This is a genomic window from Pseudomonas sp. TUM25319, from assembly GCF_056388475.1.
In genome coordinates this window covers 217,909-241,695 of the sequence record NZ_JBWJFH010000002.1, presented here as the reverse complement: position 1 = coordinate 241,695, position 23,787 = coordinate 217,909, and the positions used below count along the sequence as shown (strand labels likewise).

Here is a 23,787-nt window from a genome sequence, read left to right as displayed (position 1 = left end):
AGTGTTAAAATTTGCCACCGACGTCAGCTCGCAGAAGCATAAGGCTGATGAAATCCGTCAAGCCGCAGAGCTTTCCTTCACCACCGCCGAGGAGACATCTCAAATTTCCGTGCGGGGCATGGAGTCCCTTGCTAGTTCAATTGAATTATCTCAGAGCACACTTAATTTAATAAACGGTGCGGTTATTTTGATTACACAGCTAAATGCTCAGGCTAAAGATATCGAGAAAATTGTTACCACCATCCAAGGCGTGGCAGAACAAACTAACTTACTAGCACTTAACGCCGCAATTGAAGCTGCCCGAGCGGGTGAAATGGGCCGAGGCTTTGCTGTAGTAGCCGACGAGGTTCGTCAGTTGGCAGCTCGAACTAGCAGTGCCACCGTGGAAATCCAGAATGTGGTAACTGCTAACGGAAAGCTTACTCAGCAACTGAATATAGATATGAACAGCATCGCTAGAAGCGCCGAAGAAAACAACGATCAGATCGCAACTGTAACAACTATTATGCGTGAAATCAGTGACGGTGCAGACCATGTTGCCCGTACCGTATCGACGTTGTTCAAAGACAATAGCTAGTGTCCAGTTTTAGGCAAAATCAGGATCGGAACTTCGAGCCGCAGCGCTACAGAGCCAGAAGCCCAAACTTGGTGACGGCCATCGTGCTATGGAACACGATGTATCTGGAGCGCATCACTTGGGGCTGGTCGAGGCAAGTCGGTGGGCGGCGAGCTGCTGCAATACCTGTTGCCGCTGGGCTGGGAGCACATCAACCTGACTGGCGATTACGTCTGGCGGCAGAGCCGCAGGCTGGAGGTCGGGAAGTTCAGGCCGCTACGATTGCCCGGAAAACCTTAGCGTACGATTTTTTCCGAATTCAGCGGGCACCCCTTCTCCAGATCAAGTTCCACACACCAGCGACGGCCTGAAGCCACATGGGCTCGGGCCATCTCGATGGCTTGATGCGTGCTTCTGCCCGGACGGAAGCCATAGCTGTAGTCCGAAAACAGCGGGTCGAAAATTGGCGTGAGCTGTTGCTGCAAGGCTTGCTGGATCAGGCGATCCACGACGCTGGGGATACCCAGTTGCCGTGTTCCGCCTTGCGGTTTGGGGATTTCAACCGCCCGCACTGCCTGGGGGGGATGGTACTCACCGGCCAGCAACCTGGCCTTGAGGATTGGCCAATACTGTTTCACGTAGCCAGCCAGGTCAGCGACCGTCATGCCATCGGCACCCGGCGCTCCCTTGTTGCTGACCACGCGTTGATACGCACGCTTGAGGTTGGCCGGTGCAAGCACCCGCTCCATCAGCGTGTCCGGCTCCGCGTTCGTCCACGCCACTGACGCCGTTGCTACCTTTGCACGGCCAGCAGTCATCCTCGGCTTCTGGCCGGAACCCTGGGTGACCGAATCCTCTTTAGGACATTTCTGCATTACGGCTACCAACGAGACAGCGACGCCTACTGGCGGCATAACCTGTTCGGCCCTTGGTGGCGCGGTTAACCGCCACTTACTACGGCCTCGGCTGACTTCTGCACGCTCATCCCGTCGCCTCTCGGCGCTCGGTAGCACAGTGGCAAACGTACAGATCTCCCAGGGTAATTCGCGTGACCTTCCTGCTTATGCCTGTCGGATTTACGTCGCAGCGTTCCGTGCAAGTATCGGGCTTTGACGATTTGGGCCGCCTCACCCCGCTGCGCCGCCTCTATCCGCTTCCTGTTCGTTAGGCCAGCATTTTGTCTCGGGCTTCCTTCAGATTCGCAGTCACCCACGACACCCTTGCCTCTGGCTAACACTTCCCCTTGCCGGGTGTGTAGAGGACTTTCACCTCCAAGTCACCCATTTGGCCACCACAGCCAAACGGGTTGCGCTTTCGCGCAACGCGCCATGCCTGGCGCACCCAAAAAAAACCGGCCTTTGGGCCGGTTTTTTTACAGCAGATTTTTAATAGTCTGGGTGATGTCATTGCCTACAGTTACTTTGTACAGGTTGTATTCCTCAGTCTCCATCGGCGAAATTTCAAAGTCGTCTTGCAAGGTACGATTACCCACTGTCCTGTTGTTGTCACCGCCTAGGAGACTCAGTGCTGACCCGGCCACGAAGCCGATCGCACAGACGAGCAGCACCAGGAAACCGATTGCTGGGCCATACACGGTGTTGAGCAAGCAGAAGATGCTTAGCGAGCCAAGGGTGTATACCGGAACGCGCACACTTGCATTTTTGCTGTGCGTAAGGTGCAAAGCCCCGGACGCTACCACCACCATAAGTGCGAAATAGGCGAATAATTCCCAGCCGAGTGTAAGCGTTTTAGTCGTGCCGATCAGGACACCCGCGAAGGCAAGTACGACAGTCACTAAGTGCTTGAATGTCCACGCGGCACCGGCGTCACGAATCCACTCCTCCATCTCCCACATTTTTTGGAGTGGCGCCGGCAACTTTGGGCGCTGCGCCAACACGGCGATGAGATCGACCACGTTCACTGCGTATGCCGCGTGCTCTTGTGTGTGGTTCTGAACCCCGGACACTCGTTTCAGCGCGTTGATGGCCCTACCAAAATCAACGGGTGCACTCCGCATCGCGTCAGGATTGAAGGTATCTAGGTCGATCGTCCCAGACGGCAGTCCCATGTAGCCTTCGACCAGAGCTTCTGCACGTCTGACCTCTGACTGAATGATCATCTTCATCGCGAATCCTCCCTAAGATGAATACATCCTACCGCACCTGCTGAATATGCAACTTCGTCACTTTCTCGTATATGTCTGGCCTGCCAAACGATACGTTGACGGTACTGCCGGCCGATTTTCTTCCTCTTGAGGCTCAACCTGGTCGGGGCTGTTTTTTTCAGAGGGGAGGTACATGTCTCGGCCTCTCAGGACTTCCTGCCGCGTTTTCTCATCCATACGCTTCGCCCGTCGAGAGAGCCGATCAAAGGGTTTGAGCCCAGTGATTTTGAGTTGGGCCTCCCCAGCCAGCACGAACACGGGAAGGTTGGCCTTGATCATTGCGTCCCAGCGGGCACTCCCTGAAAGCCACAGCATGCACCGTGGATGGGGAGCCACCACCTTGTGCTTGATCAGAACCTGGTCCTCCGCTAGATGCACGATTGAGTTGAGGTCAAAGTGCTCAGGGGTCTGATCCATCGGAATGTCCTCTGCGCTGGCGCGGATTTCGGCTTTGGCTTTGAGCTGCGCCCTGATCTTCGCCACGGTCACCCGTTCGTTTCCTGGTGAGTGCCCAGCCCAGGTAAAGGTGATCTTGCGTGCTGTTCCGTCAAAAGCATGGATGGTGCGTTTTAACTGATTCGTATTGAACCCTGGACCAAGCGCGCGTCGCAGGATTCGCGGCCGCATTTCAGGCGTGAGGTTTTGCTCGAGGCGCTCTTCCTCGATTGCGTCGACCAGTTCCTGCTTGCAAGCGTTGATGGTTAGCACGTATTCCAGGACCGATCTTCCGATAGTGAAATATCCCGGGAGGCGCATTACGGTACCTGGTGCTTGGCCCAGATCACGCTCGAAGGTCCCAAATGCCTCTTTAGCCAGACTGATTGCTCGGGCACCGGTCACCTCCTCCACTGGCAGGATATCCGGTGTTCTTTGCTCGGGTAGCAAGGGCACCAGGTATACAGCGCCATCGACCACCAGCGATGGCCATGCTTCGTTGAACACTTTTACTGCGGTTGATAGGGCTCGGTATGCGGACTGGATACGCTCGTACATAAGGGTTCCTCAATTGGCCAACAAATTATACCACCCCTGCACAGCGTTTTGCTTATTAGCATGACCGCTCTACCCCATTTAACCCCGCCTACTTATTGTCCACTTCACCCTTACCTACCCATACCTTCCTCAACCCTCCCTCTTACCTTCCATCGCGCTACGCGCGGGCCGATCAAGATGGGGGGTGACCCGACCCTCGCTTTTGAGGATAAAGCCATAGCAGTGCTCCTGAGGCGGTCACAGCTGGGGTTGCCGTTATGGGGTGGGACAGGAGGAACACCTTGAATCAGGCTTCTATGTGCAGGGGTGGTATAAAACGTATTTAGTCTCATGTTTAGCGACCGATTGTCATCCCTTTGTATTTGCATTTTCGCCGTTCATTGTCGTCCCGGGGACCTAGCTACATGGTTCCCATTGCCCTGGGCGTCGGCCTTCCCTGATTCACCTTCCAACTGACGGCTTGGTTGCTTGAGATCTGCCGGCGCCATCCTTTCCTGGATCTGCTATTCCAGTTGATTTCCCCGAGGGTCCCTGTTTACCGACAGCACCGCCACGGGCGCGACCGTAGTACCGATCGCGAGTCCCTGGAGACTTCCTTCCTTCTTACCGACCCTATACCCGTGTGCCTCGAGTGCTTGACAAAGGTTTGCCTGGCTCCTGGTCCTGGTCCTGGTCCTGGTCTGTTCAATCTTAGCTATGTTCTCTTTCAATGTTTGTTTGTTTGTTCCTATGTTACTATTAACAAATTCTTTTCATTTACCATCTGGTGTTCGTTCATGCGCGAGTCCTCGATCACGATTCAAGATGTCCTAACTGCTGGTCAGGCGATCTTGGCGTCTGGTCGAGCTGTGACTGCTTATTCGTTACGGCTGCAGATTGGGAGTGGCCGTTCTGATCGCCTTCTACGGCTTTGGATTGAGCACGGTCAGGCTCAGGTCCGTGGAACTGGTCAATCCCCTCTTCCACCTCGAGCGAATGAGCTGATCGATACTCATCTTAAAAAGAGCCAGACTGCTTTGAAATCCGTTCTACTTGAGCTCAGTACCGTCCTCGCCCAGGCCGGTCGTTCAGAGGTTTTTTCTGAGCTTGAAACTCTCCGCGGCACAGTTGAACAGCAACAGCTTGCATTGGCTGACGCTGAGGTTTTGGTTAGCCGACTTGAGCAGCGCAATGAGGAACTTGAGGACCTGCTTGCAAAATCCGTGGCTGAACGTTTGGAGCTGCAGGCCTCTGTCGATGGCCTGAAAGATCAGGCCCAAAAAGATTCTTCTGCGTTGCTTGAATTGACCCAACAACTCGGTGCAGCTGCTGAAGCAAAGGCTGCGATTTCAGTTAAGTACGAGGATGGTCAAGTTGAGCTCGGTAAGTCAGCGGCAGAGATAATTGCGTTGAGGGAGAGGGTTGATGGCTTTTCGAAAAATGCTGAAATGAAGGATATTGCTCTTCTTGATGCCCGACGAGATGCCCAAGCTTCTCGAGAGCGTGAGGCCATTGTGAATGGTCAGTTACTCCAGCTACAACGCGATCGGGATGTCGATCTGCAGCTCATAACCAGGCTTCGTCTTGACCTGAGCGCTGCTGACGCTAAGGCAATACAGGGGTATGCAGAAGCGGAGGCATACAAAGCCCAACTGGGGGCGCTCAATGATCGAGTCGGTGCCATTTTCACGTCGAGACAACCAGGTGGCCTTGATGAGTGATTCAGCCTACGCGGGTTTTCACGTTTATGGCGGGTCTTGCGCTTTGAAATTCGAGATCGGCACTAATGCCGCCGGCGACACCGTCCTTTGTATTGATGGTGCAAACAAAGCTGGCGAGTCTTTCGACTGGGCCGACAAGCTGATCTTTCAGGTCACTCCCAGGGAAATGACCTTATTCCTCTGCGCGGTCATGGGCCTTGTTCCATCGTTCGAAGCTGCTAACCACGGCTCCACTCGCTCCAAGTCGTTGTCGTTGAAGAATCAGCTGGATAAAGGTGTGCTGTTCCTGAAGATGCAGGCTCCTAAACGTTCCGTCCTGGTGCCGATCACTCCAGACAAAGTGTTTGAGCTCGGTTGTCTCTCCATGCGCGTGCTGTCAGCTCAAGTGGCCCTTGACCCCAGCACCTGCCTTTCAATGCTTCGAGCGACTGCAGCCCGCTTCTATAATCACAAAGCTCAGACCTTCAGCCCTGGTTAAGAGCGGTTAAAAAGCTGTTAAAAGCGGTTAAGGGCCTCAGAAATGTTGCTCAAGCCCTTGATTTACAAGGCTTATAGGAAACCTCTCTTTACCTCACTATGAGGTTTTTTTACCTGATTATGAGGTAACTGTACCTCACTATGAGGTATCTCTACCTGATCATGAGGTACGCCGGACCTTCTCAATCGTAACGACTTTAAGTTGGTGATGTAAGTAATTGATTCTAAAGGAATTTCATTATTATCCGTCCTATCTGACTTTGGGGTAAATCCTGCTGACTATGAGGTAAGCTTGTAGCTATTTTTCAATAGCTGCCGTAACCAATTGATTTATAAGGAAAAAACCTTGAGTTACGAAAATAGATTTGCCGGTATCTGTTATCTCCGCCGTCTACCTGATTTTGGGGTAAAAAGTTCAACATGCTAAGTGATCTACCGTGCTGAGGGGGGGCTATTGGACCCGATTCCGGGGCTCTGAATGCCACCAAATCGGGCGTTTTGTGGCTTTCTGATGAGTTTTACCTATTTTTTTCAGCGACTTGTCAGCGCTTTTCTCGTGCTTTTTGTAGTTTTTACCCCTTGGTCAGTTCCTGTGGTTTGCCTTCAGACCTGTTATTACCCCTTAGTCAGTTCGCCACACGGGGCCGATTTACCCCAAAGTCAGCTGATGAAATGCGTTGCTGCACCCTCTGAGGGTCGCTGTACCTGGCTCTTTTTGCGTGGACGATCTGGTGATCTACGATGAAGAAGCTATAGGGCCATAGCCTTGGATGAGGTTCTGTCGATGCCCTGTTCCGCGGGATCCTATGAATCGGCAGTGTCGAACCTGCTTTCTGCGGAATCGGCGCATTGGGTCACCTGCGCTGCAAACTGGTCGCTTTTGGGTTACCAACCGCAAGCCGATCAGCCGGTCTTGTATTGCTTGGGGTCGCATGCCAGTGGGTTCTTATTTTCCGCCCTCGAACTGCTCTTCCCTGCCTTTATGCGCGACTGGTCCCTCCCCTCCCGCGGTGGTTTGTAGGGTGGAGGTACAATCTCCTCGAGGTCATTTCTCACGCGGCCCCTTCGATGGTCCAGCGATGCTGGAATTCTCGTTCTCCACTAGGCACTGTACGAAAAGAGGTGTCGTAAACACCGCCGACAGCAGGCCAATGTGACCATGGCCGCATAAGTTGTTGCGAGCTTGCAGTAACGCGTGGCCAGCCGGCGATGCTCTTTCAGCCAGCCAAATAGGCGCTCGATGACGTTGCGCTCTCGGTATTTGAGCTTGTCGAATAGCCGCGCTAGACCATGCTTCGGCTTGCGCTTCATGACTCGGTAAGGAATGACAGGCTGCATGCGATAGCGATCGCAACACCGCCTGAGGGGGTCATGCCGAGATAAAGGAAAATTAGGACATACGCGCTGCAACTGATTGTATTTAAATATCTTTCTAGCGTCGCTAAGTTACTCAGGATGGGCTTTATAGGATTTTATAGTCAATTATAGAATCGGCTCTGAACGCCTGATTGAAGTTATGCCGAGGTAAGGGGGGAATCAGGGGTATGCCGAGATGAGGCAAAAATTAGTGCATTCGTTCTGTAACTTGCTGTATTTAAACGAACAGAATGGAAGTCCTGCTCAAGCGAAGGCGCGCTTAGGGATGGTCTGAAGTAGACATGTATTTCCGGCCGACTTCAGCGCTCGTCGATTTTTAAAACAGCAGCCCGAGCAAAAACGATCAAGTCTCCCGCTCATTTCGATGTTTTTGGCCGCCACGAGCACCTCGCAGCAGCCTTTTCCCACATTACAGGCGCACCTCTCCCGCAGTCGCCAGTAAATGTCTGCGCACCATCCACAGGTTTGACAGGGCGCTGAGCGATTCAGCGCCGTAGCCTTTGTCAGCTACGAGCTTGCGGCACCGCTTGCGAGGTCTGCCCCAGCCGGTAGGCACCTGGACACCATCGAGTAGTGCTTGTGCATGTGAGATGTCACTGGCCTGGCCGCCGGAATGGGTGAAATGCAGTGGCACACCTCGGGCGTCGCTGACCATATGAATTTTCGTCGTTAACCCAGCCCGACTTCTCCCGAGCGCGTGGTCCGTCGGTTCTTCCGCCCTCCTTTTTGACCTGCTCCAGAGGCCGCTCGGGTTGCTTTGACTGCTGTTGAGTCAATGCACCAGGTATCCAGATCGATCAGCCCATGCTCGTTGAGTTTGACGTGCATCCGCTTGAGCATCTTGGTGAAGGTGCCCTGATTTCGCCAATCTCGAAACCGCTGGTAAACCGTAGACCAAGGTCCGTATCGTTCTGGCATGTCCCGCCAGGCCGTACCCGAGCAAAGCACCCAAAACACGCCATTGAGCATCAGTCGGTCATCGACTCGCGGACGTCCTGTGCGGCGGGGGGAATTGAAGAGGTCCGAAACCAACTCCCAGTCCGCATCGGAAATTTCATATCGCTACTTGGGCATTACAGAGTCCTGCGCTGAAAAGGGCAAAACTCTACGTAAACTCAGGCGGGCTGGGGCGTTGGCGGGATTTCAAGGGTTTTCATACAGAACCTAGAACAGCAGACAAGCGCTTCTATTCCGCGATGTCTGAGGCAATCAAGCTGACGCCGAATTCAGGCACGATGCAATCCATCTGATTGACGGCCTTACTGCGGTCGCGGATCAGTGACTTGTGTGCGCGATGCAACCCAGTGAACGACTGCTGGCTTCTTTGAATGGCGCCATCAGGGGGTCATTTCGCGAGCGACTATATGTGCGCCGGCACATGCGTTCATCACCATAGTGCTTCCTGGCAGATAGGCAATGAAGCTCATTATTTCCTGTCGAGCGAGCTTATTGCCAAACAGCTCTCACCTAGGTTTATCCTGGCCTCGTAGATGAAAGGTCTTTATGTCGAGGTCGATACCGACTTTTGCCAAATCGCTCATGGTGATGGTCTCCGGAATGGAAACACCCTGCGAAAAGTAGCCCTCGCAGGGTGTTGGGGGGCCATGTTATTAACCGCCACTATTTGGCGGTTTTTGTAGGGAGCCTTCTGTTTCTTTCGACCGTCACTATGCCTGATCGGTCGCAATGGGCTTCGTTGAAGAAGCCAACTGTGACTAGTTCGTTCAGGGCTTCCTTGACCATTTGCCTTGCTTTTCCCGGTGTTGAGACCTTTGATCCAGCATGTTTGAGAAGGGTGTCTGCATGAAGGGCGTACGGCTCACTGTGAGATGCGTAGAATCCATGCAGCCATTTTGCAAGGTTTCCGGGTAAAGCCATGCGCTGCTGCCATTCCAGTCGAGTGCTGTAGAAGCCACCGCCGAACAGGGTCGCGATTTCTGGCTCAAGTTCAACCGTCCACTCGTCGTCACCCCGCTTACCAGGAGTATCGAAGCCATCGGTGTATTCAAACTTCCTGACGAGTGAAAGGACCACCCCTTTGCCTAGTCGCTCTGAGTGAAACTGTACTGCAGTTGCCTTTAGTCTCGTCAGAATGGTCATGAGTCGTGATGTGTGTTTCACACCGTATGGCCATTTCAGGTCTTTCTTCATCTGTGCAGGGCTGAAACGGATCGGAGTACCGAGTTCCTGATGGCGGGCAAGATGAAGTACTTGCAACCACACGTCCAGGTCGTCCTGTCGCAACTCCTCGCCGGTGTAAACCACTCGCGTTTTCCCGTAGCTTGATACCTCGAATCCCTTCAACTGCTCTCTCTTCACGTTGCGGTTTCTAGCCGTGAAGAGAGCGCAGCGCAATGCTTCATTTGGAGCTTCCCTGAGCTCGTCCGCCCATTTGACCAAACGCTTTTCTGCGCTCTCCAGTGCTTCTTGAGCTCGTTTCTGGGCGGCCTTTAATCCATCACCTTTGCGTCTTGTTGCTGCTGGGTCCGTGATCATTGTCGCGGCAGTCGCCGTTACAGTTGTCGAGGCACCGGTGCTGCCGTTCTTTTCTTCTTGAAAAGGTTCGGTGGGCGTGGAAGATTCATCCGTGAGAGCAGCTGCCTTTTGGGCAGCTTCTGCTCGGCGGTATGCAGCCCTAAGGCCATGGCCTGGTTTGAGGGTGGTGTTGCCCTCCCCCTCCTCTCCTTCGTTTACCTGGCTGGCAAAGAGGTCACCATTACTTGGCTCTTTTGGTTTCGTGTCTTTCACACCAGAGTCTCCTATTCCGATTCCGATTTGAGGCTCACCAGGAATTCCTCAATACGTCGAATCTGTTCATCTGATACTTCAGCTCGAACCAGCTTCACCTCGTAGAACTTTTTGGTCAACTTCGATTGCCCCAGAGTTGTCTCCCCGTATTTAATCTCTTTACTGGCGGCTGGGGACTTCGCATTTGCGAATTTTTTTTCTAGTAAGCTCGCAAGATTTTTGATCGGGGCACCGAGCGACATACCAGCTTGTAGAATTGTGATTAGTGCTTTTTCAAGTGCTTCCTTTGGGGTCCCAGCCTGAACCTTCTCGTTAATCACCCTTACAGTTCGCTCTGCAGTTGCTGCTGTGATTAAAGCAGGTTTTTTATCCAGCAGGGTGTTTACCGCCTCGGGTAAATTCTCGAAAGCCAAGAACCGGTAATAAGTTGACTGAGTCATGGAGAACTCTTGATGGGTCGTGCTTGTACTTCCGAAACGTCTACGATGTCGAATCATTCCCCAGGCGTTCTCGTAGTCAGTCAAGTCTGATCGGCCCTTATTCTCACCGATTGCTCTTTGTGAGCTTTCACAATCGGTAATGTTAACCACGTGTGCCATGATACGAGTTCGCCCTAACAATTTATGAGCTCTTAGTCTCCGCTCACCTGAGACTAGTTCATATCTGTTATCAGCTGAAGGTCGTACTTCGATAGGGTTAATTAACCCTTGCTCGTCAATCAGATGCGCAAGCTCTTCGATACCTTCAAATATTTTCCGCGGTTGGTATGGATTTGGGTCGATGAGGGTTATGTCGAGAAGCCGTGCTATCCAGTTTTCGACTTCAGCTACCGAAGTCTCTTCGATGTTTTGGCGGTGGAGCGTGAGGTTGGCACTCAGTGATCCCGTAAGCTGTTCTGTCAGCGATGGTCGCCTCGATCTAGCTTCGGGTGTCCTGGCGTTGGTTTTCTGGGCAGTTTTTGAAACCTCAATTGCTCCTGTCATTATCTAGACCCTCCTGTCGCTTCTGCCACATAAGCTGCAAGTTCCACATACTGTTTCGTAACCTTATTGTTGCGATCGAGCATTCGCAAGCTTCTGCTAATTGCGATTGATTGGTTAACTTTGCTTGTTTGAGATATTTTCACCGGGACTACAGTTCCGAACATGCTAATCGCGTCGCGCTCATTGTCTTGGCAGAGTGTTAGACGCGAGTCGTGTTTTACTAAAAGCGCTCCCAGAAAATCCAGCTCTGGATTTATCTTCTTGATCCTGTTGATCCTTTCTTGTAGATCAGCTAGCCCATACAAGCCATAAGCAGCACCAGATTCTACCGGGATGATGTAATGAGTCGCTGCTGCTAGAGCGTTCATAGTCAGCAACCCTAGGTTTGGGGGGCAGTCCAATACGATGTAATCAACTACCCCAATAAGTGGAGCAATACGTGATTTAAGTACTTCGTTTGGACGGGGATCCTCTTGCTTAATAATGTCTGGCACAGTCTCAAGACTGAGAGAGCCATAGATCAAGGTTACCCCTTCAATTTGGGTTTCCTCGTACAGAAATGCTTTTAGATCTGCAGTAGGGTTCAGCAGAAGCTCTGCAAGGTTAAACGTTATTTTCGCCGGGTGTTCTAGTCCAATATGCTTCGAAGCATTGGCCTGTGGGTCCATGTCGATCAGAACGACAGTGTTCCGCTCATCGAGTTGAGCCAGGTTGTCACAGAGATTGATAGAGGTGGTTGTCTTCGTTACACCGCCTTTGTGGTTGGCGATGGCGATAATCTTCGTTTTAACGACACGTTGTGCCATTGCTTGCTCCCTAAGAGGTCCAGGTTCACACCTGTCATACATCATTTTTCTATTATGCAAGATTCAAGCGGCGTCTTCCTCGGAATTTTGCTTTTTTTGGAGTTGATCGTTTTAGTATTTCTCCTGGCTGAAATGGATTTTAGCCAAAAATCTGGTCCTCTGTTGCAGCTCGCTCAGAAGGTGATCATTAAACAGTAGCCCTCAAACAGCCTCGTCATTTCCACGCTGGGAATGGGTCTTGTTGACGCCCTTCTGGCTCGCCCCGGCCAGCGCGCTCTCCTCGCGGTGATGGGGCCCAATGGCTCCTGGATGGGTCCGAGCGGCATCTGGCCCCGACCATCTCGGCTGGTTCTTTCTGTCCAGTGAACCATCGTGTGATGCTCATGCAGCGTGTCCCTGCTCATTCCCACGCTGGGAATGGTCTTGTCGACGCCCTTCTGGCTCGCCGGGCCGGTGCTTCCTTGGTGTCTGAGATGGGTTCACTGGTTCAACTACGGTGCCCGCGAGACTGCGGACATTGACGATCTCGCCAAATGCTTTCTGCCCACTGCACCGACGTGTGATGCTGATGCAACATTCCCCTGGTCATTCCCACGCTGGGAATGGTCTTGTCGACGCCCTTCTGGCTCGCCGTCCCGGTGCTTCCTTGGTGTCTGAGATGGGCTCACTGGTTCAACTACGATGCCCGCGAGACTGCGGACATTGACGATCTCGCCAAATGCTTTCTGCCCACTGCACCGACGTGTGAAGCTGATGCAACATTCCCCTGGTCATTCCCACGCTGGGAATGGTCTTGTCGACGCCCTTCTGGCTCGCCGTCCCGGTGCTTCCTTGGTGTCTGAGATGGGCTCACTGGTTCAACTACGGTGCCCGCGAGACTGCGGACATTGACGATCTCGCCAAATGCTTTCTGCCCACTGCACCGACGTGTGAAGCTGATGCAGCATTCCCCTGGTCATTCCCACGCTGGGAATGGTCTTGTCGACGCCCTTCTGGCTCGCCCCGGCCAGCGCGACTCTGCTCGCGGTGATGGGGCCCATTGGCTCCTGGACGGGGCCGATCGGCAGTTGGCCCGAGCATCTCGCCTGGTGCGTGCGGCCCAGTGATGCATCGAGTGGTGTTGATGCTGCGTTCACCTGGTCATTCCCACCCTGGGAATGAGTCTTGTCGACGCCCTTCTGGCTCGCCCCGGCCAGCGCGACTCTGCTCGCGGTGATGGGGCCCATTGGCTCCTGGACGGGGCCGAGCGGCATCTGGCCCGGACCATCTCGGCTGGTTCGCGCTGCCCAGTGCTCCTTCCTGTGGATGTGATGTTCTGTTGGCCTGCTATTCCCACGTTGGGAATGGGCTTTGCCCACGCCCTTCTGGCTCGGCCGGGGTAGCACTTCCTTTCTGGTTGAGATGGACTCAAGGGCTCTAGCACGGAGCCTGCAGGTCTTCTGGCACCGGCGCCCCCGACTAGTGCAGTCTGTCCAGTGAACCGTCCTGTGGTGGTGTTGCGATGTTGGCCAGGTCATTCCCACGCTGGGAATGAAGCCAACCAACTTAGTAGGGGCCTACGTGGTCGCTTAGGTTCAAAACAGTTCGTATAGGGGCAGGTCTAGGGTTAAGCAGATCAGCTCCTAAGGGCTACTCGAGTGAGAATTAATCGCGAACTGTATATAAAAACAGCATTCAATCTTAAGCTGAGAAAAGGAGCTCACTAGAGTAGACGCACAACTAATAGCGATAGAATCGAGCGACAATCGGTCGGTAAAAGCGTGTTGCTATTCTGAGCACGTGAGCAGTACAACAATCGAGTCACTATCGAATCGCGTTCAAAAATTCTCGACTATTCTGACTGCACATAGAAAAGCTGGGCAGCGGACGATCCTAGTGGGGGAGGGGATATCACATGTTGAGCCCCGATACTTGGAGCTTTGCTGCAGAGTTCGCTCGTAGGCTGCCGAACTAATGGTGTCCAGCCGTGCAGGACCTCGGCAGGATTGCTCGGCGCCTTCATCTCTAAGCCGATTTAATCGTTCCCACGTTGGGAATAGTGCGACTCAACGTTGGCACGCACTGGCAACCCAATAACGGATGGTCTTGTGTCCATCAAGGATACATTGAAGGCTATTGACTGGAATGGCGTTCCGTACCGCATCTTTTCGTCTTCCTTGGGGCGCAAACATAGGGCGAGAACCGAGCGACAATGGGTCGACTTTTGCGAATTACCAATATGCGCCATCCGGAGCAAATGACAATCGGACGACAATCGATCGTCAATCAAAGTGCCTCGCCAATCCGGCACTCATAAAAAAACCCGCATAGCGGGTTTTGTAAGAAGGGAAGGGGGCCTTAGATGTTGAGCTCCGAGATCTGGAGTTCTACTGCCGATTTCGCTCGACTGGCAGCCACGTAGAGATGGTTCAGTTCATCATCGAACTGAGAGGCACTTCTGCGCCTGGCAATGGCTAGGCTTTGGCCAAAATCCTCACGAACAATCACGTTGGCCCACTCCCTACCTTTAGCTTTGTGACATGTGGTGAGCGTTACTCTGCCTTTCGGTGACTGGCCTCTGCCGGATAGAACACGTATCAAATCCTCCTCGCGCTGCTCATAATCTCTTGCAAGTAGATAGACTTGGGCGGTATCTGTACCTGGATGGTCGCAGGCCCATTCAGCCAGAGAGTCATGCGATTTGAAAAAAGAGAATGCCGGATGTTTCGCCTCCTTAGGGGCATTTCTAATCAGTGCGAAGACAGACTCAGCTTTGTCGCGTAAATCGTTGGTGTCTCCGACAATTGTAAACGACTCGCCCAAATCCCTCAGGGTAATCGCATCACGAATAAGCGCTGTGTTTGTCCGGAAAATCCTGGTGTGCTCATCTCGTGGGGAAATTGGGCCTACCCTTGAGGGCTTGCCGGCAAGGCCACGGATCTTTATTGGTGGTGGGGAAGACTTGCACTGGAGGATCCTGTTCACGAGATCGGCTATGGGAGGCCCAAAGCGGAAAGATAGGGTTAGAGGGTACTCCCGGCCTGGGACCTTCAACATTGCGTCCTGAGAGCCTCTAAATTGAAAGATTTGCTGGCCAGCGTCACCGACGTAGGTGGCCCTTTGGGCATAAGCCAGGCACGAAAGCATAACGTCAGAAGCGTCTTGAGCTTCATCCAAAAACACCTGGTCGTAATTTGATAGCCCGGGGCATCCTTGGAGATGCCAATCCTTCACATAGACTTCGTGGCTAAGGGGAAGGGTTGTTCTTGAGGAGACCCGCAGAGCGTCGAAGAGGACTGTCGCATACTGCAAACCAAGGTCGGCTACGACGGGGTCTCGCACCCAGGATGGGACATGTGCTGATGTAAAGGCCCTATCTGCGCTAGAGCAGAACTTACCGACTATTCCAATGACGATCTTCGTAAAGGTTTGTGGGTCGATGGGAAGTCTTTTCTTATTGAGATCAAAGGCTTGAATAACGTGTGATGGATAAATCTGCCCAATTGAGCGCGCGTTAGTGATGGCACGGACAGACTCAAGAGCAATGCTGTTGAAAGTCCTAACAACAGCGCAACTACCGAATGCCGATTGCATCTCACTGATCAGTGGTTTGCTGTAAGCCAAAACCAAAAGCCGGCTTGCGCCGGCTCGACCGCAGTCAGTGACTGCTCCCTTCAACGCAGTTGTTTTCCCGCAGCCTGCACCGGCTGTCGATTTGATGATGCCCCTATGAGCCCCCAGCAGGCTCACAGAAGCCGATTGAAATGCCGCCTGCTCATCTGTAGGCGTATGCATTTTAGGCCGCCAACAAGGAATTGGCCCGTGCTGTGGGAGCTTTGATCAGGTGCTTCACTAATCGATCACCAGTTGAGTACTTGGAGCACAGGTGACCGACCTCGGCCTCGGAGAAGGAGAGGATTTTTTTACAAGCTGAAAACTCGTGAGAAGAAAGGGACAATTCGCTTCTGATTTCTTCGGCTGAATACCCCCAATTTTCCCACTGACTGACTTTGTGAGAAAACTCAATGAGCTCCCCAACACTGCGAGTCGAGACGGGTCGGTCTGCGAAGTCGCAGTGGAATGGGTCGCGAACCTGTACACCGTCACACAAGGGGCAAGCATGGCGCCGATGGTTGATACTGGCCACAAACTCAACGTGGCAGGAGTTACAAGTGCGCATGGTAACTTCCTGGCTTCTGTAATCGCGTGCAACCAGCCAGGCGTCATCGAGCTCGAGGATGTTCTCCAGATCCATGTTGCCGCCCCGAAGGCTGGAGTGGCTGTCCAGGTACTGGGTGTGCGCGGCCATGACAGCATGAATATCAATGGCCTCACGAGGTTTCTCTGCAGTGATCAGATAGGCGAGCATGAAGAGAGAGGCCTCCAAGCTGACTGGACGCTTAACAAGCAGGCTTTCAGCATTCGGCAGAGGGCCTGATTCGGACGGACCACAGACCCCCAGTTTCTTTCTCAGGCTGGTCACTTGCTTCCGTGTCAGGCCGGTGTGAAGCCGAATGATTGCTGATCGAAATCCTGCTTTAACCAAAACACCGGCGAGTGCTTCGTCCATTTCAGTGCCCCTTTACGACGTAAGATAGGATTTTGTTAAGTAGTGATATCTGATCTGAGCCTTGCAGTTCTCTGGCGAGAATCCAGGCGTCGTCCAGCGAAAGAGGGGGGGGGACACCAGAACGGGACACAAGCCGGCACTCGCGGAGGTAGTCCTCGTGCGCACTGACAAGCTTGTGGATGTCTACCTCTAACTCCGCACATTCTGATTTAGCCGTGTAAAGCAGCAGCAGAACTGCTGCATCGGAAGCTCCCTGCGGAGCCCCGAGAATGTCGTCCAGGGTGGGTAGTTTTTTGGAACTCTGGTCACTGACCACTCGAGCTTTCATATCGGCCGACATTAATGTGTGGTCGATAGCGAGTCCGGTCTGAATGTTGACGAGGATTGGGCTGAGACCTGCTTTGAGCAAGCTGAGTGCCTGACGGTGCTTATTCACCCCGGCGCCCCCCTGAGAGAATTCGCATCAGATTGGCGATTCGCACTGTGCTACTTGGAGCGCCAACGATGATCTTGCTGAATGACGTACGTGTAGCGAATGTAACCTTCCCTTGGGCGGCTAGACAGACACGATCCTTCATCTTGCTCTGTGCAAGCCAGTTTGCTTTGTCAGGGGAACTAATTCCCCAGTCAATCATTGCAACCCGGCCTCTCACCCGGAGGTCATCTGAGATCGCCCCCAGCAGCTGACTGACCGTCGAAACCGCATGGGAAGGGGTATCAAAGCCAGCGCAACTTTCGTCACTCAAGGTTCCGATTTTCACGAGAAGAATGGAGGAGGGGAGGGAGGCCACCTCGCTTAGATCGCTCTCCGAGGCCTGAATGAGCCAGTGGCGATCGACAGGCGCTAGGTCGAAGAAACGGCCGAAGGCAGGGTTGTTGCTGATCGCCCATTCCTGTGCAACGCGTAGTGCCAGGTTAAGAGCGTACGAGTCCATCATGGTCAGCCCTCCTGCTCAAGAACGATGAGGCGGCGCCATACCCGCAAGACATTTACCCCATAGTCATGAGCAACATGTTTCAGTTCAGGGTTCGGTGTGTGATACCGGCCTAAAGCAATAGCCAGGCTGTCATCGTCGCCTTTGCCGCCTTTGATGAACTCGCAGAAAATTTGGGTGCCAACGCGTACGTTTGTCCGGAGGTCCAGCAAGTCCTCGGGATTTGATACACGATTGCCGTTCCAGCGGATGCTTACCTGCATGGCACCGACAGCTATAGATTTTGTCGTGGTCAGGGCACTACTGAGCAGATCTGCGGCTTTGGTGTGCGTCGTTGGGTGATAGGCCTTGTTGTCGATGTTCAAGGCGTAGGGGTTCGGCTTGGCGACGGCGCCGGAGATTTTTTTGGACTCGACGAGAGCAATTGCGTACAGGAGCTTGGGGTCAACCTTGCAGGCTCGATTCGACTCTTGCTCCCAGACGGTACCCTCAAGGCTGAAGGCTCCTGCGACCATTGGCAGAAGAGCTAAACCGGCGGCTATTGTCCTTACGGGTTGAGGTGTCCAATCCATCGAAATATGACCCTGTCCTTGTGCATAAATGCGCTCATCGTCGAGGCGCATTCTACCCATGGTTCAAGATGTTTCAAGATGGTTCACCATAATATGACCCGCTGTCGGTGTAGATAGGTGGTGATAATCTGACGAAAGGTGGCACTGGCGGCGGTATTTTGACTTTGTTTTTACGTTTTTTGCTTAATTTTGGCTCCATGCCATCTATCTGACACCTTTTTGACATCATGGTGCTACTATAAAAATCTACACTGCAAACTAGAAAAATTACCCTAAAAGGGTCAGATTTCTTGGTTTTGATTTACACCAGTGAAAGGGTGTAAATTGACACACCTATAAATGAGCTGTTTTGATCATTTGAATTTCAATCAAGGTGGAATTGCCGAGGACCGCCCTACATGCAGTACGCCGCTGAAGCGACTAGCCATCAAGCCTTTGTCAATCGTGTGACTGAGTTGATGAAGGCCCAGGAAATCTCAGCAACAAAGCTGGCACAGCTGGTGGAAGAATCTGAATCAACGGTCAAGAACATGCTTTACAAAGGTACTGCTTGCACTCGTGAGAGGCTTGTTCAGTTGGCTCGTGTATTGGAGACGACGGTCGAGTACCTGGGCACGGGCTCCGACCTCACGAAGGCGGATGACTCTGCGTCTTTGCTGGTGCAAAGTCCGGAACAACTGGCCTTCACCCTGGGTGTTTTGAAGAAAGAGCCCCCAGCGATTGTTGTTGAGTCGGTTCTGCGAACCCTACCAATGCCTCTCAGGTTATTATCGGAGTACGGCTTGACACCAGAGAATACAAGAGCGGTTCTAGTAAACACTGATGCACTAAAAACAGTGATATCAAGAAACGATATTATCTTGGTCGACATATCACAGAAAACGCTTCACGAAGGTGTTTACTTGATCTCTATTCGTGACTCGGTCGTGCTGAGGCAAGTGTCGCCGGTCATAACTGGTTTTGCTCTTACTTCTACAAATCCAAACATCCTTGGTACTACTGTGCCAATAGACCCTGAAACAGGGCTTCCCAAAAATAGTGATACGCGGGTGATAGCAAAAGTTGTTTGTCGAATGTCTTTAAGCGCACTATAAAAAAAGCCCCTATGTTAGGGGCTTTGCAGTTTTATCTAGTTAAATTTTAAAGCCATGTTTCCTACGGTTCAGTGCAGGCGGGGTTGAATTCGTGTCACCAGTGGAAACCTCGCTCGCACGCGGAGGGGGTTGTTCCAAAGGTGTTGTGTTAACCACGAGATCGTCGGCATTCTTGTTTTCCGTGGCGACCTGCGAACGTTCGACTGGTGAATCAACCCTCGAAAGGGCAGGGTGGGTAGTAGACTTCACCTGGTGCTGCTCACTAGCTGCTTTTGATGGCTCGTCACTACCTAATTCATCGGTCCGTTCAGGGGCAATGGGCTCCTTTGTCATGTCTGGGATAACGGCACCTGTCGAAGTTTTTCCTTCAAGCGTTCTTTCATACATCAGACCGAGCTGAGCGAGATAGAGGATACGCCTGGCCCGCCGCATTTTTGAGATGCTTTCGAGATCGTTATAAAGCATCTTCGATTCCGAAGTCAGCTTGACCACCATCTTCAGAGTGTCGTCTTCCACTACCTCGCTCATTTTTGTCATCCCTCTTAGGCGTGATGCAGCCAATACCCGAAGGCATTCGAAATGACCGGGCGGTCTGAGGTAAGAGTTTTGGACCGCGGGAAGACCTGTTGCGCGGCTGGCATGTAGCATTGCCCGCCGCCGCCGCCCAGAAGCACGAAGTCCATCGCCTCTCCATCAAGGAAGCGCATCTGCTGCTTCATGTTCTGCAGGGCTTTAGGGGCCACGATGCTGCAGGCCTGTTCAATGTAGGGGGCCAGGTCGACCTGCTCGCCAAAAAGGAGAACTTGGCTGCGGCCGTTCTGCAATGCGATCTCAATCTTATCGCGGCCCGGCCCACTGCCACCGTAGTCCTTGGCGATTTCTGCGTTGATGGCATCCAGAAGGGCGCTCATGGCTTCCATGGAGGAGTCAGAAGAGTCGCGAACGATGTCTCCCCGACGGAAAACAACCCAGTCAACGGAGAAGAACCCGGGGTCGAGTACAAGCAGCACCGACTCCTCGAGAATCTCTGGGTTCTCATAGGTAGCGCAGATGTAGTTCAAGGTGCCGACCGGTTGAGGCAGCACCGTGACACGTTTCACGGTGATCTCACGCTTGGGAGAGACCTTGTGAGTCCCTGTCAACTGAGTGATCAGTCGCTCGACCAATCGTTCATCACGGGCTTGCTTCACCGGGAGGCCAGTAATCAGGTGGTCGATCTCAGTCTGGCCGTCCTTACACACCTCGCTGATCGACGCGTTAAAGAGGGCACGGTAGGTGTCTGTGGCCGGGTAGTCTGCATGAAGCTCACGCTTCACCCCGGAGCGACCTGGATTCACGAATCCGACCCATTGCTCGTCGTTCAGAAACACGTAGTGCTCGCCGTCCTTCAGATCCACGTTGCCATTGAGGCTTGCCACTGGAGCTGCCTGGGCTGGACGGATGATCAGGTTGGGCCGTTCCTGTTCCGCATGACCGAACGCAATCTTCACGTTCGAATAGCCGATGTCCAGACCTACCACGAAGTCGCCGGTTGGTTTGTTTTTAGCTGCCATGTCTGCTCCTTAAGCGTTTGCATGGGTTTACTGTCGGTATCCAAGCAGCGTTCAAACGGTCGACTAACGGTCGACTATCGAAACTGCTTAGGGAAATGAGATTCCTTGTGAGGTGGCCGGTACCGCGGCTTCGATTCCCTGGTGGGAGCACAATCGGTCTAGAAACGCACCTCTCATCTAAATCCTGCCATCGATTTCCAATATGCAACCCCCCAATCTGACCCTCATTTCAGTCCGGCGAAACGTGAACCGCGTAGGCTAAAAAATCGTATAGCCTGGTTGAATTTCTCTATCGGCAGCATTTCTCTGAATTCCGCTAATAGGGGAATACAAGCCATAAAAATCCGGTTACGGCGTTATGATAAATTTACAGTCTGTATTCCTCTATTAGGGGAATACACAAAAAATAGTAGGTTTGGTTATAACGAGCATAAGAAAAAGCTACATTCCCTTATTAGAGGATTCTGCATTTTTCTTGAAAAACAAGATTGCCAGGTCTTAAACTGCTGATTTCCCGGCGATTCCGGCTGCTGGTTTTGTAGGGGAATCCAGATTTCAAAATTCCTACTATAAGGATAGGGTAATGATTGAACCGATCAGTGGTTCTGATGTCCGCGGCGAGATTAGCGGGATCTACTCCGACGTTATTAAGCAACTCGACATCGTCCATGAGAAGCTCAAGCGCGAAGCCTTTCAGTTGAGGGATGAGTTCCAGGAGGATGCCAAGCGAGAGGGGAAGATTCAGTACCGCACGGTTCAGGTGAAGGTGAATACGGCGGGATCGGTGTCGATCATTTGGAAGCGTGTGACGTTCCAGCAAACCAGCGGTGGCCTGAAGGCGTGGTCCGTTGCCATACCTAAAGGAAAGGCCCATAGCTACAGGGAATCGTCGGTTGTCAAAAATGCCGACTTTTGGCTTCAGCAGCTTTTCCACGTATACGAGCCGAAGTTCGCGATTATCCGCGAGAGCCTTCTGATCAACATGAAGGCTCGAAAGCAGCTCCTTGATCTGCAGCGCCGCGTCAATGCCAACCCTCCGATCAGGGATGGGTTGCATATCGTGGAAGGCGTATAGAGTGGGTCGCATAAACCACTCAGATAGGGCTCAAGATGACTTCCACTCCCCGCGACACCCAGATCACCATCGACAAGGTCGAACTGGACCTCTGGGCTGACATCTACTGCAAGGCCAGGCTTGCACAGCTGTGTACCGTTACGCTGTCGGAGTTTCTGCAGCGCCCCTATGACTACCTGAACCAGTCAGGGCAGTCATCAGCGCTCGATTGTCTGGAAAACGGTTATCTCCCTCTGATGCCTGAACAGGTAAGGACTGCAACGGATCTTCAGGCGGTATGGGCGAGCGGAGATGAAAAGCCCAAGGTCGCGCCCCGGCACCTGCAACTGGTTCACAGCACCAGGCATGGTGAACGCTGAATTCAAGGCTGAGGAAAATGGAAAGGGACTAGCAGCAGCGCTGCTAGCAGTAGGGCCGGAGTAGCCAATGGCGGCCCAGATCAGAAGACGACTTTGAGGTCGGACAGTCGACATGAGTACGCAGGGCTCACGTTGTCCGACCTGGGCTTCCACCCAGTACCAGCGATGGTTCTGCCCAGCTTCACTGTACCGCGGCCAAACCGTGAGTTGATCTCGTCCAAGGTGGACATCAACCGATCCTGCGATTGCGTGTCGTAACCGAACATGTCCTGTTGGGACATAGCTGATGCTGGCTGAATTCCCATAAGCAAAACACCCGCCTTAGAAAACCGAATCCCAGACCTGAATATGGCGTGCGCAGCTTGCGTGGCAGCCCTGGCGAAGATGCGTACATCGGACGCTGGCTGAGAGAATGGGACGGTGATCGATTTGGCGTACGGCGCACCCTTAGTATCGAAAGGACTTGTCCGAGCGTATACCCGCATCGCAGAGGCTGCGGCCCCCTGTTTCCTCAGTCTGCTGGATGCCAGGCTAGAAAACTCAACCAGTGCGGCTGTGAGGGCATCAAGCGTATCTATTCGTGAACCGAAGGTTCGACTCACGTTGATCATCTCTCGAGGGCCGTCGTTGCCCCTAAGGTCCACAGCGCAGGTGCCATTCAGCTCCAGTTGAGTACGACGTACGTTGACTGGGAACTCCCGCTCGACGATGTGCTTCGGGAGCCTGGCGAATTCAGCAGCTGTAGTCGCTCCCATGTCAGTCAGCCGGGACGCAGTTGCTGCTCCGATCCCCCATACCTCGCCGACTGGAGTGAGCGCCAGCAACTGATCTCGGTCGATCGGCGACATCAGGTTGCAGTAGCCGGTCTTCAGTACGCGCTTAGCGCCGTACGAGCCCAGCTTTGCAAGGGTCGGGGTAGGGCCGACTCCTGCGCCTGTGGCAAGGCCGGTCCAGGCGAGGACGCGGTCCCTTATCTGCATCGTCACCTGGTGAAGTTGTTCGTCAGACATGCCGTGGGCGAAAACGAAGGCTTCATCAATTGAGTAAGTAAGTATTTTCGGCGCGAGGGTTGCAATCGACCTCATCATCCGTGACGAAAAGTCCCCATACAAAGGGAAATTAGCAGAACAAATAATGACGCCAGAGCGCCAGTGTTCCTGACGGACAAGGTGAACAGGTTCAGACATTTTAATGCCAAGTTCCTTGGCTTCATTTGAGCGCGCAATTATACAGCCATCGCCGGAGCCGGCGACAACAACAGGCTTGTTCTCAAGTTCAGGACGCCACACGCGCTCAACTGATACATAAAAATTGTTGGCCTCGAACAATATGAATGCCGGGCGTCCGCTCATACCGGGCAGAGCCTGTGAAGATTGAACGTGCAAACCCCCCAGACAATGAGTGCCTCTTTGTCCGCAATTACTATTGGTGCGTAACTTGGATTCTCCGGGCAAAGCAAGACGACTTCACCAGCAATTACCAGGCGCTTACACACAAACTCGCCTTCGTGAATGGCGACAACGATTGAGCGATTGACTGCTTTCTTAGACCTGTCCACCACGATCACATCGTCCGGCCAGATGCCGGCATCGATCATGGAGTCGCCGCCACTGCGTACCAGGTACGTTGCAGGGGGGTTGGCAACAGCGATGTCATCCAAGGAAGACATTTCCTCGACGAGATCCTCAGCAGGGCTCGGAAAGCCGCAGCTCAGTCGCGAGCTGAAGAGCTGAAGCGGAGTGGATACAGGTTCAAGCCGAATGCGGCCGAGAATTGATATGGTGTGCATAGACTGCCTGTATAAATGTACAGTATGTCTAGGCATGATACACGCGATGCTGCGGTC

20 protein-coding genes and 4 pseudogenes are annotated in these 23,787 nt (G+C 53.0%); 7 read left to right on the top strand and 17 right to left on the bottom strand.

Annotated features, from left to right (window positions below):
• Positions 1–118: 118 nt before the first annotated feature.
• Together AC05QJ_RS32675 and AC05QJ_RS32670 are read left to right on the top strand one after the other, a co-directional pair.
• On the top strand, positions 119–577 hold the full coding sequence (locus AC05QJ_RS32675; RefSeq protein WP_255260238.1) for a methyl-accepting chemotaxis protein: 459 nt from the start codon (positions 119–121) through the stop codon (positions 575–577).
• Between the two features lie 20 nt (positions 578–597).
• Positions 598–856: pseudogene (locus AC05QJ_RS32670) on the top strand (Tn3 family transposase); the annotation flags it as partial.
• A 32-nt stretch (positions 857–888) separates the two neighbouring features.
• Here the strand turns inward: AC05QJ_RS32670 and AC05QJ_RS32665 are convergent.
• From AC05QJ_RS32665 to AC05QJ_RS32655, 3 genes and pseudogenes are all read right to left on the bottom strand, one after another.
• Positions 889–1,470: pseudogene (locus AC05QJ_RS32665) on the bottom strand (reverse transcriptase domain-containing protein); the annotation flags it as partial.
• Between the two features lie 458 nt (positions 1,471–1,928).
• Positions 1,929–2,681, bottom strand: a complete 753-nt coding sequence (locus AC05QJ_RS32660; protein ID WP_476748172.1) for a hypothetical protein — start codon at positions 2,679–2,681, stop codon at positions 1,929–1,931.
• 57 nt (positions 2,682–2,738) lie between these two features.
• Positions 2,739–3,713, bottom strand: coding sequence for a DNA replication terminus site-binding protein (locus AC05QJ_RS32655; protein WP_476748171.1), 975 nt, complete (start codon positions 3,711–3,713; stop codon positions 2,739–2,741).
• Between the two features lie 776 nt (positions 3,714–4,489).
• On the opposite strand from AC05QJ_RS32655, the gene AC05QJ_RS32650 reads away from it, so the two are divergent.
• Both AC05QJ_RS32650 and AC05QJ_RS32645 read left to right on the top strand, forming a co-directional pair.
• A complete protein-coding gene (locus tag AC05QJ_RS32650; protein WP_476748170.1) occupies positions 4,490–5,413 on the top strand; it encodes a hypothetical protein in 924 nt (307 codons plus the stop codon).
• Positions 5,406–5,891, top strand: coding sequence for a hypothetical protein (locus tag AC05QJ_RS32645; RefSeq protein ID WP_476748169.1), 486 nt, complete (start codon positions 5,406–5,408; stop codon positions 5,889–5,891). Before AC05QJ_RS32650 ends, AC05QJ_RS32645 begins: the two co-directional genes overlap by 8 nt.
• Before the next feature lie 1,100 nt (positions 5,892–6,991).
• On the opposite strand, the pseudogene AC05QJ_RS32640 reads toward AC05QJ_RS32645, so the two are convergent.
• The 10 genes and pseudogenes from AC05QJ_RS32640 to AC05QJ_RS32595 all read right to left on the bottom strand — a co-directional run.
• A pseudogene (locus AC05QJ_RS32640) lies at positions 6,992–7,261 on the bottom strand (transposase); the annotation flags it as partial.
• A 415-nt stretch (positions 7,262–7,676) separates the two neighbouring features.
• Positions 7,677–8,320 (bottom strand): annotated as a pseudogene (locus tag AC05QJ_RS32635) (IS5 family transposase).
• A 567-nt stretch (positions 8,321–8,887) separates the two neighbouring features.
• Positions 8,888–10,015 carry a plasmid replication initiator TrfA gene (trfA, locus tag AC05QJ_RS32630; RefSeq protein ID WP_476748168.1) on the bottom strand — a complete coding sequence of 376 codons (1,128 nt, stop codon included), beginning with the start codon at positions 10,013–10,015 and terminating at the stop codon, positions 8,888–8,890.
• A gap of 11 nt (positions 10,016–10,026) precedes the next feature.
• Positions 10,027–10,998: a ParB/RepB/Spo0J family partition protein gene (locus AC05QJ_RS32625; protein ID WP_476748167.1), complete on the bottom strand. Its 972-nt coding sequence runs from the start codon at positions 10,996–10,998 to the stop codon at positions 10,027–10,029.
• On the bottom strand, positions 10,998–11,804 hold the full coding sequence (locus AC05QJ_RS32620) for a ParA family protein (protein ID WP_476748166.1): 807 nt from the start codon (positions 11,802–11,804) through the stop codon (positions 10,998–11,000). Before AC05QJ_RS32620 ends, AC05QJ_RS32625 begins: the two co-directional genes overlap by 1 nt.
• Positions 11,805–14,141: 2,337 nt before the next feature.
• Positions 14,142–15,578, bottom strand: coding sequence for an ATP-binding domain-containing protein (locus AC05QJ_RS32615; protein WP_476748165.1), 1,437 nt, complete (start codon positions 15,576–15,578; stop codon positions 14,142–14,144).
• 1 nt (position 15,579) lies between these two features.
• Complete coding sequence (locus tag AC05QJ_RS32610; RefSeq protein WP_476748164.1) at positions 15,580–16,353, bottom strand: FlhC family transcriptional regulator; 774 nt, start codon at positions 16,351–16,353, stop codon at positions 15,580–15,582.
• 1 nt (position 16,354) lies between these two features.
• Complete coding sequence (locus AC05QJ_RS32605) at positions 16,355–16,789, bottom strand: hypothetical protein (RefSeq protein ID WP_476748163.1); 435 nt, start codon at positions 16,787–16,789, stop codon at positions 16,355–16,357.
• Positions 16,782–17,291 carry a hypothetical protein gene (locus AC05QJ_RS32600; RefSeq protein ID WP_476748162.1) on the bottom strand — a complete coding sequence of 170 codons (510 nt, stop codon included), beginning with the start codon at positions 17,289–17,291 and terminating at the stop codon, positions 16,782–16,784. Before AC05QJ_RS32600 ends, AC05QJ_RS32605 begins: the two co-directional genes overlap by 8 nt.
• A 2-nt stretch (positions 17,292–17,293) precedes the next feature.
• Positions 17,294–17,911, bottom strand: a complete 618-nt coding sequence (locus AC05QJ_RS32595) for a transglycosylase SLT domain-containing protein (protein WP_476748161.1) — start codon at positions 17,909–17,911, stop codon at positions 17,294–17,296.
• 347 nt (positions 17,912–18,258) lie between these two features.
• Between AC05QJ_RS32595 and AC05QJ_RS32590 the strand changes: the two genes are divergently transcribed.
• Positions 18,259–18,954 carry a LexA family transcriptional regulator gene (locus AC05QJ_RS32590; protein WP_476748160.1) on the top strand — a complete coding sequence of 232 codons (696 nt, stop codon included), beginning with the start codon at positions 18,259–18,261 and terminating at the stop codon, positions 18,952–18,954.
• 39 nt (positions 18,955–18,993) lie between these two features.
• On the opposite strand, the gene AC05QJ_RS32585 is transcribed toward AC05QJ_RS32590, so the two are convergent.
• Entirely contained in the window at positions 18,994–19,482 is a 489-nt protein-coding gene (locus AC05QJ_RS32585) for a hypothetical protein (RefSeq protein ID WP_476748159.1), read from the bottom strand.
• Between the two features lie 14 nt (positions 19,483–19,496).
• Positions 19,497–20,507: a ParM/StbA family protein gene (locus tag AC05QJ_RS32580; protein WP_476748158.1), complete on the bottom strand. Its 1,011-nt coding sequence runs from the start codon at positions 20,505–20,507 to the stop codon at positions 19,497–19,499.
• 583 nt (positions 20,508–21,090) lie between these two features.
• Here AC05QJ_RS32580 and mobI point away from each other — a divergent pair.
• Both mobI and AC05QJ_RS32570 read left to right on the top strand, forming a co-directional pair.
• Entirely contained in the window at positions 21,091–21,582 is a 492-nt protein-coding gene (gene mobI, locus AC05QJ_RS32575; protein WP_476748157.1) for a conjugative transfer protein MobI(A/C), read from the top strand.
• A gap of 35 nt (positions 21,583–21,617) precedes the next feature.
• Positions 21,618–21,941: a hypothetical protein gene (locus tag AC05QJ_RS32570; RefSeq protein WP_476748156.1), complete on the top strand. Its 324-nt coding sequence runs from the start codon at positions 21,618–21,620 to the stop codon at positions 21,939–21,941.
• Between the two features lie 80 nt (positions 21,942–22,021).
• Here the strand turns inward: AC05QJ_RS32570 and AC05QJ_RS32565 are convergent, their stop codons facing one another.
• Together AC05QJ_RS32565 and AC05QJ_RS32560 are read right to left on the bottom strand one after the other, a co-directional pair.
• On the bottom strand, positions 22,022–23,293 hold the full coding sequence (locus AC05QJ_RS32565) for a Y-family DNA polymerase (protein ID WP_476748155.1): 1,272 nt from the start codon (positions 23,291–23,293) through the stop codon (positions 22,022–22,024).
• Complete coding sequence (locus tag AC05QJ_RS32560) at positions 23,290–23,610, bottom strand: LexA family protein (RefSeq protein WP_476748154.1); 321 nt, start codon at positions 23,608–23,610, stop codon at positions 23,290–23,292. Before AC05QJ_RS32560 ends, AC05QJ_RS32565 begins: the two co-directional genes overlap by 4 nt.
• Positions 23,611–23,787 lie beyond the last annotated feature (177 nt).

Coding starts and splice junctions, on each gene's coding strand:
- AC05QJ_RS32610 (WP_476748164.1), bottom strand. CDS start 16,353: ATGGACGAAGCACTCGCCGGTGTTTTGGTTAAAGCAGGATTTCGATCA.
- AC05QJ_RS32585 (WP_476748159.1), bottom strand. CDS start 19,482: ATGAGCGAGGTAGTGGAAGACGACACTCTGAAGATGGTGGTCAAGCTG.
- AC05QJ_RS32595 (WP_476748161.1), bottom strand. CDS start 17,911: ATGCGCCTCGACGATGAGCGCATTTATGCACAAGGACAGGGTCATATT.
- mobI (WP_476748157.1), top strand. CDS start 21,091: ATGATTGAACCGATCAGTGGTTCTGATGTCCGCGGCGAGATTAGCGGG.
- AC05QJ_RS32650 (WP_476748170.1), top strand. CDS start 4,490: ATGCGCGAGTCCTCGATCACGATTCAAGATGTCCTAACTGCTGGTCAG.
- AC05QJ_RS32580 (WP_476748158.1), bottom strand. CDS start 20,507: ATGGCAGCTAAAAACAAACCAACCGGCGACTTCGTGGTAGGTCTGGAC.
- AC05QJ_RS32675 (WP_255260238.1), top strand. CDS start 119: ATGGAGTCCCTTGCTAGTTCAATTGAATTATCTCAGAGCACACTTAAT.
- AC05QJ_RS32600 (WP_476748162.1), bottom strand. CDS start 17,291: ATGATGGACTCGTACGCTCTTAACCTGGCACTACGCGTTGCACAGGAA.
- AC05QJ_RS32615 (WP_476748165.1), bottom strand. CDS start 15,578: ATGCATACGCCTACAGATGAGCAGGCGGCATTTCAATCGGCTTCTGTG.
- AC05QJ_RS32655 (WP_476748171.1), bottom strand. CDS start 3,713: ATGTACGAGCGTATCCAGTCCGCATACCGAGCCCTATCAACCGCAGTA.
- AC05QJ_RS32620 (WP_476748166.1), bottom strand. CDS start 11,804: ATGGCACAACGTGTCGTTAAAACGAAGATTATCGCCATCGCCAACCAC.
- AC05QJ_RS32660 (WP_476748172.1), bottom strand. CDS start 2,681: ATGAAGATGATCATTCAGTCAGAGGTCAGACGTGCAGAAGCTCTGGTC.
- AC05QJ_RS32625 (WP_476748167.1), bottom strand. CDS start 10,998: ATGACAGGAGCAATTGAGGTTTCAAAAACTGCCCAGAAAACCAACGCC.
- AC05QJ_RS32645 (WP_476748169.1), top strand. CDS start 5,406: ATGAGTGATTCAGCCTACGCGGGTTTTCACGTTTATGGCGGGTCTTGC.
- AC05QJ_RS32560 (WP_476748154.1), bottom strand. CDS start 23,610: ATGTCTTCCTTGGATGACATCGCTGTTGCCAACCCCCCTGCAACGTAC.
- AC05QJ_RS32565 (WP_476748155.1), bottom strand. CDS start 23,293: ATGAGCGGACGCCCGGCATTCATATTGTTCGAGGCCAACAATTTTTAT.
- AC05QJ_RS32570 (WP_476748156.1), top strand. CDS start 21,618: ATGACTTCCACTCCCCGCGACACCCAGATCACCATCGACAAGGTCGAA.
- AC05QJ_RS32590 (WP_476748160.1), top strand. CDS start 18,259: ATGCAGTACGCCGCTGAAGCGACTAGCCATCAAGCCTTTGTCAATCGT.